Origin of the sequence: Polaromonas naphthalenivorans CJ2 (assembly GCF_000015505.1) — a bacterium.
In the GTDB taxonomy this organism is placed as follows: Bacteria; Pseudomonadota; Gammaproteobacteria; order Burkholderiales; family Burkholderiaceae_C; genus Polaromonas; species Polaromonas naphthalenivorans.
On sequence record NC_008781.1, the window covers coordinates 2,969,938 to 2,982,318 of the forward strand.

The window sequence follows — 12,381 nt, forward strand, 5'->3', positions numbered from 1 at the left end:
GGTCAAAACTGTTGCCATGCAAACAGCACATACATATTATTATACAATTTGACTAATTAACTAAGTAGCTAAATAATAAACAACAATTGACTGACTGCCCTGCAGTCGAGAAGCCTGTGAGGAAATCTGGATGTCCCGAAAAAGTCTTGTAGCCATAGCAACCCTGACCAGCTTGTTGATCTGCGCGCCTGCCTGGGCGGCTGAAAACAGCCCGCTCACCACGGTGGTGGTTCAGGCCTCTGGCAATAGCGCGGCCGACAGCATCAGCCTGGATGCCGTGGTGGAGGCGGTGCGCCAGACCACTCTGTCAGCCCAGGTGCCCGGCGCCATCGTGTCGCTTCGGGTCAAGGCCGGCGACAGCGTGAAGGCCGGCCAGGAACTGCTGCGGATAGATGCCCGCTCTGCCAGCCAGAATGCTGCCGCCAGCGATGCCCAGGTGCAAGCCGCGCAGGCAAGCCTGAATGTGGCCAGTAAAGACTATGAACGGCAAAAGCAGCTGTTCCAGAAGCAGTACATCAGCCAGTCGGCGCTCGACCGGGCGCAGGCCCAGTGGCAGGCGACGCAGGCCCAGGTCAGGGCGCTGCAGGCGCAGGCCGGCGTGGCCCGGACCCAGTCGGGGTTTTTTGTGGTCAACGCGCCCTATGCCGGGGTGGTCAGCGACGTTCCCGTGACCTTGGGCGACATGGCCATGCCCGGCCGCGCACTGCTCACGATGCATGACCCGTCAGAGTTGCGGGTGACGGCCGCCGTGCCGCAAAGCGCCATCGCCGGCCTGGGCGACACCAGCGCCGTGCGGTTTGAGTTGCCCGGCCTGGCCACCGGCCTGCTGCGTCCCACGCAGGTGCAGGTGTTGCCGGTGGTGGATGCCGCCACGCACACCGCCCAGGTCCGGTTGGGTCTGCCCGCTGGCATCAAGGGCGTGGCGCCCGGCGCCTTTGCCCGCATCTGGCTGCCGCTGGGGGCCGGCGACAGCGCTCTGGGCAAAGGCCAGCGCCTGTATGTGCCAGCGCGCGCGGTGGTCAGGCGCTCGGAAATGACCGGGCTGTATGTGCTCAATCCCGAGGGGCTTGCCTTGCTGCGCCAGGTGCGGCTGGGCGGCACGAAGGGCGAACTGGTGGAAGTATTGAGCGGCGTCAGCCCCGGCGACAAGGTGGTGCTGGAGCCGCAAACCGCCGCACGGGTGCGCTGACATGAACCCCAAGCAAACCATGGGTGTTTCAGGCCGCATCGCCGCCCTCTTCCAGAGCGCGCAGATCACCCCGCTGCTGGCGCTGGTTGCCTTGCTGCTGGGCATTTTTGCGGTGCTGGTCACGCCGCGCGAAGAAGAACCCCAGATCAACGTCACCATGGCCAATGTGCTGGTGCCGTTTCCGGGCGCCTCGGTGCGCGATGTCGAGCAGATGGTGGCCACGCCGGGCGAACAGGTGCTGTCGCAGATGGCCGGCGTCGAGCATGTGATGTCGGTATCAACCCCCGGCATGGCGGTGCTGACGGTGCAGTTCAAGGTGGGCGTGCCGCGCACCGAGGCGCTGGTGCGGCTGCACGACACCATCAAGGACAACGCCGACTGGCTGCCCAAGGGCCTGGGCGTGATGGAGCCCATCATCAAGCCCAAGGGCATTGACGACGTGCCCATCGTCACGCTGACGCTCTACAGCCGGGATGCCACGACCAGCGCCTATGACCTGGAGCGCGTGGCGCACAGCATCGAGGTCGACCTCAAGCGCGTCCCCGGCACGCGCGAGGTGCAGACGCTGGGCGGCCCCGGCCGCGCCGTGCTGGTCGAGCTGGACCCCGGACGCATGGCGGGCTCGGGCGTCACGGTGCAGGAGATGCGCCAGGCGCTGCAGTCGGCGAATCTGGGCCTGCTGGTGGGCGAACTGATTGGTGGCAACCAGAGCGTGGCCATCGAGGCCGGCCCTTATTTGGCGCAGGCCAGCGAGGTAGCCGACCTGATGGTCAGCGTGCGCGAAGGCCGGCCAGTGTTTTTGAAGGACGTGGCAACGGTGCGCGATGGCCCGCTGCCGGCCAGCCGCTATGTCTGGCACGGCCTGTCCACCCAGAGCGGCGGCGGCGAATATGCCGCCGTGACCGTGGCCGTGACCAAGAAGCCGGGCGAGAACGCCATCGACGTGGCCAACGCCGTCATGGCGCGGGTGGCGCAATTGCGCAACAGCGTGATTCCAGAGGCGGTGCAGGTCGCCGAGACCCGCAACTACGGCGCCAGCGCCAACGACAAGGCGCAAAAGCTGATCCAGAAACTGCTGTTTGCCACCGCTTCGGTGGTGGCGCTGGTGTTTCTTGCACTGGGCCGGCGCGAAGCCGCCATCGTCGGCACGGCGGTGATTCTGACGCTGACCGTGACGCTGTTTGCCTCGTGGGCCTGGGGCTTCACGCTGAACCGGGTGTCGCTGTTCGCGCTGATTTTTTCCATCGGCATCCTGGTCGATGACGCCATCGTGGTGGTCGAAAACATCCACCGCCACCAGCAGCTATTTCCCGGCAAAAAGCTCGCCGAGATCATTCCCAGCGCGGTCGATGAAGTCGGCGGCCCGACCATCCTGGCGACGCTGACGGTGATTGCCGCGCTGCTGCCGATGGCTTTCGTCAGCGGCCTGATGGGGCCGTACATGAGCCCGATTCCGATCAATGCCAGCATGGGCATGCTGCTGTCGCTGGCGATTGCCTTTGTCGTCACGCCGTGGCTGGCGCGGCTGTGGATGAAGGAAAGCCACGGCGACCACGCCAGCACGGGCCAGCCCACCGGCATGGCGGGCAAGCTCGCGCCGCTGTTCGAGCGGGTCTTCAAGCCGCTGCTCGACGACCAGCGCGGCGGGCGCAACCGGGGCCTGCTGGGGCTGGGCATTGCCGGGCTGATTGCGCTTTCCCTGGTGCTGCCGGCCACGGGACTGGTGCTGCTGAAGATGCTGCCCTTTGACAACAAATCCGAATTCCAGGTGATCGTCGATATGCCGGCCGGCACGCCGGTCGAGAAAACCGCCGCCGTGCTGCACGAACTCGGCGCCTACCTGGCCGGCGTGCCGGAAGTGACCGATTACCAGGCCTACGCCGGCACGGCCGCGCCGATCAACTTCAACGGCCTGGTGCGCCAGTATTACCTGCGCGCTGGCGGCAACGTGGGCGACATCCAGGTCAATCTGGTGGACAAGCACCAGCGCAGCGACCAGAGCCACGCGATTGCCACGCGCGTGCGGCCCGGCCTGCAGCAAATCGGCCTGCGCCATGGCGCGAATGTGAAAGTGGTCGAAGTGCCGCCCGGCCCGCCGGTGCTCTCGCCCATCGTCGCCGAAATCTACGGCCCGGACGCCGAAGGCCGCCGCACGGTAGCCAAAGCCGTGCGCGCGATTTTTGAGAAAACCGCCAACGTCGTTGATGTGGACGACAGCAGCATCGCCAGCGCGCCGCGCTTGGTGCTGCTGGTGGACCGGCGCAAAGCCGCGATGCTCGGCGTGCCGCAGCAGGCCATCGTCAGCACGCTGCGCGCCGGGCTGGCGGGCGAAGCCGTGACGTATCTGCACGACGGCAGCAAATACCCGGCGCCAGCGCTGCTGCAACTGCCCGCCCAAAGCCATGGCGACCTCGATGCGCTGCTGCAGTTATCGGTGCGCAGCGCCTCGGGCAAGCTGGTTCCCATCCGCGAACTGGTGACGATCAGCGACACCCAGCGCGAGCAGCCGGTGATCCACAAGGACTTGCTGCCGGTCAACTTTGTCACCGCCGACATGGCCGGCAAGCTGGACAGCCCGCTCTACGGCATGTTCCAGATGCGCAGCCAGATCAACGCGATCACCGCGCCCGACGGCGCGCCGCTGGCCGAGTATTTCATCAGCCAGCCGCTGGACGCCTGGCGCGGCTATGCGCTCAAGTGGGACGGCGAGTCGCAGGTGACATACGAAACCTTCCGCGACATGGGCGCGGCCTATGGCGTGGGCCTGATCCTGATTTACCTGCTGGTGGTGGCGCAGTTCGGCTCGTATCTGACGCCCTTGATCATCATGGCGCCGATTCCGCTGACCATCATCGGCGTGATGCCCGGCCATGCGCTGCTGCATGCGCAGTACACCGCCACCAGCATGATCGGCATGATCGCGCTGGCCGGCATCATCGTGCGCAACTCGATTTTGCTGGTCGATTTCATCAACCTGCAAACGCGCGAAGGCATGCCGTTCAGGCAGGCCGTGGTGAGTTCGGCCATCACCCGCGCCCAGCCCATCATGCTGACCGGGCTGGCGGCCATGCTGGGCGCCTTCTTCATCCTCGATGACCCGATTTTCAACGGGCTGGCGATTTCGCTGATCTTCGGCATTTTTGTCTCCACCGTGCTCACGCTGGTGGTGATTCCGACGCTGTATTACGCGGCCTACCGCAAGAAGTTTTCGTTCCCTGAAGCCATCCCTTCCAAGGAGTAAGCAATGAAATCATGGCAACTCGTCAGGCTGCTGGCCGGCACCTTCATCCTGCTGTCGCTGGCGCTGGGCGTTCCGGGCAGCCCGGTGTTTGTCAGCCAGTGGTGGCTGGCCTTTACCGCTTTCGTCGGTGTCAACCTGCTGCAAAGCGCCCTCACCCACTGGTGCCTGATGGAGTCCATCCTGCGCAAGCTGGGCGTGCCGCCCGGCTGCTGAACAAAGGCCCGCCGTGAAGCAACACCATTTTCTGGCCGCCGCCCTGACGCTGTGCGTTTTTTCAGCCCAGGCCACCGACCTGATGCAAGCCTGGCAGGCGGCGCGCCTGCATGACCCGCAAGCCGCCGTGGCCGACGCCGCCCGCGCCGCCGGCGAAACCCGCCGCGCGCAGGCGGCCGCGCTGTGGCGGCCGGCGGTGACGCTCAGCGCCGGCGCAGGCCGCATGAGTGCCGACACGGCCATGAATGGCGCGCAGTTTTCCGCGCCCGGCTTTGGCCAGTCGAACGGCGTGTCGTTCGGCACTTCGGTCAACAACGGCAATTCCACCAGCTGGAGCCTGAGCGCCCGCCAGCCGCTGTACAACCGCGAGCGTAGCGCCCAGCGCCAGCAGCTGGAGATTGGCGCCGACGCAGCCGGCCTGCAATGGCAGGCGGCGCAGCAGGACTTGATGCTGCGTACCACCCAGCGCTATTTCGACGTGGTGCTGGCCGAGCGCAAGCTGGCCCTGCTGCGCCAGCAACAGGCGGCCGTGGACCGCGCCTTCACGGAGGCCAAGGACCGGTTTGAACTGGGCGATGCGCCCATCACCGACACCCACGAAGCATCGGCCCGGGCGCGCGGCCTGCAGGCGCAGGTGCTGGCCGCCCAAAGCGAGCTGGAACTGGCCCAAACCATTCTGGCCGACGCCACCGGCCTGCCGCCCGATGCGCTGCAGTTGCTGCCTCCCGCCGGCGAGGTGGCGCCGGCCGACCTGCCGCCGCTGGCGCAGTGGCTGGCCCTGGCGCAGGAAAACAACCCGCTGCTGCGCCTGCAAAAGGCCAACGCCGACTCCGCCCGCCAGGAAATCCGCAAGCACGGCGCCCTGGCGGCGCCCACGCTGGACCTGGTGGCGCAGGCTGGACGCGAGCGCCTGAGCGGCAGCGGCGACTTCGGCGCGGCCAGCAACACTTCGCGCCAGCAGATGATCGGCCTGCAACTCAACGTGCCGCTCTACACCGGCGGCATGCGCAGCGCCAAGCTGGACGAAGCCCTGCGGCTCGAAGACAAGGCGCGCGCCGAAGTCGAACAGGCCAGCCAGCAAACCAATCAGCAAACCCGCGCCGCTTGGCTGGGGCTGCAGACCGGACAGGCCCGCTTGAGCGCGCTGGCCCACGCCGTGACCGCCAGCCAGGCCCGGCTCGACGCCACCCGGCTGGGCCGGCAGGTGGGCGACCGCACCACGCTGGATTTGCTGAATGCCGAAAACGACGCCAGCGCCGCCGACCTGGCGCTGCTGCAGGCGCGCATCGAGGTGCTGCACAACCGCTTGCGCCTGCAGGCGCTGGCCGGCCAGCTCGACGAAACACGGCTACAGACCGTGAACGCGCTGCTCGGGCACTGAACCCGTTCCCTTTTCAAAACCCCATAGGAGACAAGCCATGGCCCACATCATCATCCTCGGCGCAGGCACCGGCGGCATGCCGGCCGCCTACGAGTTGCGCGAGCGCCTCGGCGCGCAGCACCAGATCACCGTCGTCAACGCGGTGGACTATTTCCAGTTCGTGCCATCCAACCCGTGGGTGGCGGTGGGCTGGCGCCAGCGCGAAGCCATCACCTTCCCGATCCGGCCGCACCTGGAAAAAAAGGGCATCGGCTTTGTCGCGCAGCCGGTCCGGCGGATTGACGCCGAGCACAACGCGCTGGAGCTGAACGACGGCAGCCGCCTGGACTATGACTACCTGGTCATCACCACCGGCCCCAAGCTGTCGTTTGACGAAGTGCCCGGCTCCGGCCCGGCCGGCCACACGCATTCGATCTGCACCATCGACCATGCCGAGAAGACCTGGACGGATTACCAGGAATTCCTGAAAGATCCGGGGCCGGCGATCATTGGCGCCATGCCGGGCGCTTCGTGCTTCGGCCCGGCCTACGAGTTCTCGTTCATCTTCAACAAGGACTTGCAGCGCCGCAAACTGCGCCACAAGGTGCCGATGACCTATATCAGCCCCGAACCCTATGTCGGCCACATGGGCCTGGGCGGCGTGGGCGACTCCAAGTCGATGCTCGAGAGCGAGTTCCGCAACAACGACATCAAGTGGATCACCAACGCCAAAGTCACCAAGGTCGAAGCCGGCAAGATGTTCGTCAGCGAGATGGACGACAGCGGCCAGCTCAAGAAAGAGCATGAATTGCCCTTCAGGTTCAGCATGATGCTGCCGGCCTTCAAGGGCGTGGACCCGGTGGCCGCCGTCGAGGGGCTGTGCAACCCGCGCGGCTTTGTGCTGATCGACGAGTACCAGCGCAGCAAAAAGTACCGCAACATCTTCTCGGCCGGCGTGTGCGTGGCGATTCCGCCCGTCGAGGTCACCCCCGTGCCCACCGGCGCGCCCAAGACCGGCTACATGATCGAGACCATGGTGACGGCCATCGTGCACAACATCGCCGCCGACATTGCCGGCCAGAGCGCCACGGCCAAGGCCAGCTGGAACGCCATCTGCCTGGCCGACATGGGCGACACGGGCGCGGCCTTCGTGGCGCTGCCGCAAATCCCGCCGCGCAACGTCAACTGGTTCAAGAAAGGCAAGTGGGTGCATGTGGCCAAGGTCGGCTTCGAGAAATACTTTCTCTACAAGATGAAGCACGGCACCTCCGAGCCGGTCTATGAAAAATACGTTCTCAAGGCGCTGGGCATCGAGCGGCTGGAGCGTTGAGAACTTGAAGCCTGATTTTTTTTGATCCTGAAAGAAGCTATGAACTGGTTTTCCAGAATGCGCGGCCCCACTGAACCGGGCGGCGCCCCTTTGCCCGACAACGCCCTGGTGATCGACGTTCGCTCACCAGGCGAATATGCCTCGGGCCATGTGCAGGGCGCGATCAACCTGCCCCTGAACCGCTTTGAGCAAGAGATCGGGCGTGTGGCGCCCGACAAAAGCGTTCCAGTCATGATGTACTGCCTGTCGGGTGGCCGCTCGGGCGGCGCTTGCCAGCTGATGCAGCAACTCGGCTACCGGCAGGTGGTCAATGGCGGTTCGGTCGGCGCCGTGGCGCTGAAACTCAACCGACCCATCGAACGGGCCTGACCCTGGAAAGAAACTACCCATGAGCGAGAACTCCATCACTGTCGAGCTGATACAACAGCATGACTACCGCTTTGACATCCACTTCGCAGAAACCATCCCCGTTCTCACCAGCGACGAGCCTGTGCCGCTGGGCACGGGCCAGGGGCCCTCGCCCGTGCAACTGCTGTGCGCCGCAGTGGGCAACTGCCTGAGCGACTCGCTGCTGTTTGCGCTGCGCAAGTTCAAGCAGGCGCCCGAGCCGCTGCGCTGCACCGTCCAGGCCGAAGTCGGCCGCAACACCGACAACCGCCTGCGCGTGCTGCAGATGACTGCGACCCTGCGCCTGGGCGTACCCGCCGCCCAGCTGGAACATCTCGATCGTGTGCTGTCGCAATTCGAGGCCTACTGCACCGTCACCCAAAGCATCAGCCAGAGCATTCCCGTCACACTGCAGGTGTTTGACAGCACCGGAATGCAGCTGCGACAAGACCCGCTCAACCATCAGGAAACGCCATGAAAACCGCCCACGACCTCGTTGCCGCCGCCAAAACCCGCGTGCAGGAAATTTCCATCGCCGATGCCGAGCAGGCCATTGGTGAGGCCGACTTGCTGCTTGATGTCCGCGAGGCCGACGAATACGCCGCTGGCCACCTGAGCGGCGCGGTACACATCTCGCGCGGCATGCTGGAGTTCAAGTTGAGTAGCAACCCCGCGCTGCAGCCGCGCGACCTCAAGATCGTGCTGTACTGCAAGACCAGCGGCCGCGCCGCGCTGAGTGCCGCCGCGCTGCATGAAATGGGTTATCTGAACGTGCAGTCCCTGGCAGGCGGATTTGATGCCTGGGTGGCCGCCGGCAAGCCGGTGGTCAAGCCGCAGCCGCCATCGTTCGAGTAAACCGCTTGCGCGAAGGCGGGTTCAGTGGGGCGCTGCCGTTCGCATGGATCAACCATATTGCTATCAATTAAATAGCTGCTCGCGCCCATATCTATTGCGCTAAAGCCTGTTTTTACGCAAAAACTCAAACATGCAGCGCATCCACGGTGCGCATTTCCCCAAGCGGCGCCGCTCCATTATTGATGGGTCTGCCCTTGACAGGTGGAAGTCGTTTTTAGAGGCTACGCCCTTCTCCGGCTTCTTCCACTGTCTGGCCGTCGCGGATGTGATAAATCCGCTTGAAGGTGGGAATGATTTTTTCGTCGTGCGTCACCACGATGATGGCGGTCTGCGCCTGCCGGGCCATCTGGTTCAGGATGCGCATCACGGCCAGGGCGCGTTCGCTGTCCAGCGGCGCGGTGGGCTCGTCGGCCAGGATCACCGGCGGGCGGTTCGCCAGCGCGCGCGCAATCGAGACGCGCTGCTGCTCGCCGCCTGACAGCTGCGACGGCTCGGCCTTGGCGCGGTGGGCCACGTCCAGCGCGCTCAAGAGTTCCAGCGCGCGGCGCCTGGCCTCGGCGTTGGGCACGCCGGCCAGCATGGGCAGCAGGGCGACGTTGTCGGTCACGTCCAGAAACGGAATCAGGTACGGCGCCTGGAACACAAAGCCGATGCGGTCGCGCCGTAGCGCGCGCAGGTCGGAGGTGGTCCAGCCGTTGTCGTAGATCAGCTCGTTTCCCAGCGTCATGCGGCCAGACGTGGGCTCGATGATGGCGCCCAGGCACTTGAGCAGCGTGCTTTTGCCCGAACCCGAGGGGCCGACCAGCCCGACCACTTCGCCGGGGCCGACCGTCATGTTGACGCTTTTGAGCGCCTCGACGGCGGTGTCGCCGTGGCCGTACACCTTGCGCAAGCCTTCAATCAGGATGCCGCCGGGGAGGGGTGCGTGTGTCATAGGGTTCATTTCGGTCATCCGATGGCGGTGGCCGGATCGACCTGGAGCGCGGCGCGAATCGCCAGCGTGCTGGCCAGCGCGCAGATCAGCAGCGTGGCGGCCAGGCCGATGAGCGCGTCCTGCGTCAGCAGCAGCACGAATTTCGGGAAGATGGGCGCCCAGACCGTGGCCGCCACCTTGCCAACCACAAAACCTATCAGCCCCAGGCTAAGGGCCTGCTGCAAGATCATGCCGGCAATGGTGCGGTTGCGCGTGCCAATCAGCTTGAGTACGGCAATTTCGCGGATCTTGCCCAGTGTCATGGTGTAGATGATGAAGGCCACGATGGCGGCGCTGACCACCGCCAGGATCGCCAGGAACATGCCGATCTGCCTGGCCGAGGTGGCGATCAGCTTGGCCACCAGGATGTCTTCCATGCCCGCGCGCGTGAACACCGCCAGGTGCTTCCAGCGGCGAATCGGCTCGGCCACCTGTTCGGCCTCGAAGCCGGGCGCCAGCTGCACCAGCACCGCGTTGACGTTGCGGCTGCTGGTTTGCAGCGCCTGCACCGCGTCCAGCAGGCCGGGCACGCCTGGGCGGTTGAAGGCCGGGTTATTAGCAGTTCGGGTACGGTCGTTGACGATGGCATCGTTGTCTTTCAAAAACTGTGCTTCCTGCGCGTCTTTCAGCGCAATGAAGACCATCGGGTCGCCGCCCGAGGACACCATGCGCTGCGTCAGCCCGACCACGCGGTAGTCGTGGCGGCGAATGCGGATGCGCTGGCCCAGGACAAAGCCGGCCTTGATGTCGGCCACGGCCTCGTAATGGCTACGCGTGAGTTGCCGGCCCGCCACCAGGTAGCCCGGCGCTCCCGGTCCATCGGGCTCGATGCCGACCACCATGGCGCGCGTTTCGCTGGCGTCGTCGTTGCTCACCTGCATCGTGAAGTAGGTCACGTTGGCCGCCTGCGCCACGCCCGGCATGCCGCGCACGCTGCGCACCACGTCGTCCTTCAGGCTCGACGATTCGGCATACGGCCCCTGCGTGTCCTTTTGCACCACCCACAAGTCGGCCCGGCTGTTGGTGAGCAGCGCCTGCGCGTCATCAACCATGCCGCGGTAGACGCCGGCCATGGTCAGCGTCACCCCAATCAGCAGGCCCAGACCCAGGCCGGTCAGCACAAACTTGCCCCAGCTGTGGGCAATGTCGCGCCCGGCCAGGCTGATCATGGAGTGGCTCCGGCGGGGCCGGTTTGGCCTTTCGCCAGCGCATCGACCACCTGCACGCGGGTGCCTGCGCTCAGGGCTTTCTGGCTGTAGACCACCACCTCGTCGCCGGCTTTCACGCCGTCCAGCACCTGCACCTGGCCGTCCAGGCTGTGGGCGCCCAGCTGCACCGGCGCAAAGACCAGCTTGCCGCCGTCCAGCCGCCAGACGCCGGTCTGGCCCTGCTGGCGCTGGATGCTGGCGTTGGGCAGCAGCAGCGACACCGGGGTTTCGGGCAGCTGCAGCGTGACTTCGGCCAGTTCACCGACCGAGGCCCCAGAAGTAGTCCCGTCAGCGGCGTCAAACGCCACCTGCGCAATGCGCTCTTCGGTCACGCTGTCGGCCAGCAGCTCCACCCGCGCGACCTGGCCGGTCAGCGCCGTGCGCGGCTGCGAGCGCAGCACGACGCGGGCTTTCAGGCCAGGCGCCAGCCCGGCGGAGCGGCCCTGGTCCACGCGCAGCCTGACCCACAGGCTGGCCGGGTCGATCAGCCGCAGCACCGGCTGGCCGGCCACCACGGTGCTGCCGGCTTCGGCGTCGCGGCTGGTCACCACGCCGTCGGCCGGGGCCAGCAGGCGCACGTTGCCGCGTTGCTGCGCCAGCGCGGCGCGTTCGGCCCGCTGCCGGGCGACGTCCTGGCCCGCGCCCGCCAGGTTGGCTTGCGCGGCCTGCAGCCCGGCATCGGCCGAGGCCCTTTCCTGCAGTCGGGCTTCGAGCGCGCCGGCGCTGATGAAGTTTTGCGCGGCAAGGTCCTGGTTGCGTTGGGCGTTCATCGCGGCCAGTTCACGCCGCGCCGTGGCATCGCGGACCTGGGCCTGCGCGGCCGCCTGCGTGCTGCGCGCGCGGGCCAGGGAAGCGTCGAGGGCGCTCAGGCGCTGGTCCAGATCCACGGGGTCCATTTCGGCCAGCAACTGTCCAGCCTTGACCGCATCGCCCACGTCCACCTTCACGCTCAGCACCCGGCCCGCCACCGTGGGGCCGACCATCCAGCTGCGCCGCGCTTCCACCGTACCGATGCCAAAGAGAGCCGGACTCAGCTTGCCTTGCTGCACAGCGGCAACGGTGACGCGCGTGGGCGCCAGCGGTCCGGTTCGCAGCGCCACAAAAGCCAGCGCACCCACCAGCAACAGCGCCAGTCCGCCCAGGGCCATGCGACGCGAAAGAAAAAGCTTGAGCTTCATGGGGTGTCCTTTGCCCTGAGGTGCCGGCTTCCCGTTGCAGCCAGCCCGCGCAAATAAATAGTGAACACAGCGGGCGCCTGTTGGGCCATGGCGCGCACTTCCCCGCTGATCAGCGACTGCATGACCAGGCCCTGCACCGAACCGACAAACAGCACCGCAGCGGCCTCTCGGTCAGTGCCCGGCGCCAGCAGGCGCTGCGCTTGCGCATGCTCCAGCAGGCCCATGAGCAATTTGCGGTACTGCTGCATCAGGCCGCGAACGCGGGCCTTGAGCGCCGTGTCCTGGGCGTGCTGCAGTTCCTGAAAAATCACCCGCGGAACGCCAGGATGGGCGGCCACAAAATCCACATGCGCCATGAATACCGCTTGCAGCGCAGCCAGCGGGGCGAGCTTGTTCAATTTGGCCAATTCAGCGTCAGCGGCCGACTGAAGCCGGCGCATCAGCATG

At 66.0% G+C, this 12,381-nt stretch carries 12 protein-coding genes; 8 read left to right on the forward strand and 4 right to left on the reverse strand.

Going from position 1 to position 12,381, the window contains the following annotated elements; translation table 11 throughout:
* Nucleotides 1–130 precede the first annotated feature (130 nt).
* The 8 genes from PNAP_RS14120 to PNAP_RS14155 are packed head-to-tail and all read left to right on the forward strand — an operon-like array spanning nt 131 to nt 8,575.
* On the forward strand, nt 131–1,189 hold the full coding sequence (locus PNAP_RS14120) for an efflux RND transporter periplasmic adaptor subunit (protein ID WP_011802206.1): 1,059 nt from the start codon (nt 131–133) through the stop codon (nt 1,187–1,189).
* A 1-nt stretch (nt 1,190) separates the two neighbouring features.
* The gene (locus PNAP_RS14125) at nt 1,191–4,430 is read left to right on the forward strand and encodes an efflux RND transporter permease subunit (protein ID WP_011802207.1); all 3,240 of its coding nucleotides are present in this window, start codon (nt 1,191–1,193) and stop codon (nt 4,428–4,430) included.
* 3 nt (nt 4,431–4,433) lie between these two features.
* The gene (locus PNAP_RS14130; RefSeq protein ID WP_011802208.1) at nt 4,434–4,643 is read left to right on the forward strand and encodes a YgaP family membrane protein; all 210 of its coding nucleotides are present in this window, start codon (nt 4,434–4,436) and stop codon (nt 4,641–4,643) included.
* Between the two features lie 13 nt (nt 4,644–4,656).
* Nucleotides 4,657–6,024 carry a TolC family outer membrane protein gene (locus PNAP_RS14135; RefSeq protein WP_011802209.1) on the forward strand — a complete coding sequence of 456 codons (1,368 nt, stop codon included), beginning with the start codon at nt 4,657–4,659 and terminating at the stop codon, nt 6,022–6,024.
* Nucleotides 6,025–6,061: 37 nt separating this feature from the next.
* Nucleotides 6,062–7,333, forward strand: a complete 1,272-nt coding sequence (locus PNAP_RS14140; RefSeq protein WP_011802210.1) for an NAD(P)/FAD-dependent oxidoreductase — start codon at nt 6,062–6,064, stop codon at nt 7,331–7,333.
* Nucleotides 7,334–7,372: 39 nt separating this feature from the next.
* Complete coding sequence (locus PNAP_RS14145) at nt 7,373–7,702, forward strand: rhodanese-like domain-containing protein (RefSeq protein WP_011802211.1); 330 nt, start codon at nt 7,373–7,375, stop codon at nt 7,700–7,702.
* A gap of 19 nt (nt 7,703–7,721) precedes the next feature.
* The gene (locus PNAP_RS14150; protein WP_011802212.1) at nt 7,722–8,198 is read left to right on the forward strand and encodes an OsmC family protein; all 477 of its coding nucleotides are present in this window, start codon (nt 7,722–7,724) and stop codon (nt 8,196–8,198) included.
* Nucleotides 8,195–8,575, forward strand: a complete 381-nt coding sequence (locus PNAP_RS14155; protein ID WP_011802213.1) for a rhodanese-like domain-containing protein — start codon at nt 8,195–8,197, stop codon at nt 8,573–8,575. Before PNAP_RS14150 ends, PNAP_RS14155 begins: the two co-directional genes overlap by 4 nt.
* Nucleotides 8,576–8,789: 214 nt before the next feature.
* Here the strand turns inward: PNAP_RS14155 and PNAP_RS14160 are convergent, their stop codons facing one another.
* Genes PNAP_RS14160 through PNAP_RS14175 form a run of 4 tightly spaced genes read right to left on the reverse strand, consistent with a single transcriptional unit; the run spans nt 8,790 to nt 12,332 of the window.
* A complete protein-coding gene (locus PNAP_RS14160) occupies nt 8,790–9,509 on the reverse strand; it encodes an ABC transporter ATP-binding protein (protein WP_041377293.1) in 720 nt (239 codons plus the stop codon).
* A 14-nt stretch (nt 9,510–9,523) separates the two neighbouring features.
* Nucleotides 9,524–10,717, reverse strand: coding sequence for an ABC transporter permease (locus tag PNAP_RS14165; protein WP_011802215.1), 1,194 nt, complete (start codon nt 10,715–10,717; stop codon nt 9,524–9,526).
* Nucleotides 10,714–11,934, reverse strand: coding sequence for an efflux RND transporter periplasmic adaptor subunit (locus PNAP_RS14170; RefSeq protein ID WP_011802216.1), 1,221 nt, complete (start codon nt 11,932–11,934; stop codon nt 10,714–10,716). Before PNAP_RS14170 ends, PNAP_RS14165 begins: the two co-directional genes overlap by 4 nt.
* Nucleotides 11,931–12,332 (reverse strand): TetR family transcriptional regulator C-terminal domain-containing protein, encoded by a 402-nt coding sequence (locus tag PNAP_RS14175; RefSeq protein ID WP_232290703.1) that lies wholly within the window; start codon nt 12,330–12,332, stop codon nt 11,931–11,933. The genes PNAP_RS14170 and PNAP_RS14175 overlap by 4 nt, the downstream gene beginning before the upstream one ends.
* Between the last annotated feature and the right edge of the window lie 49 nt (nt 12,333–12,381).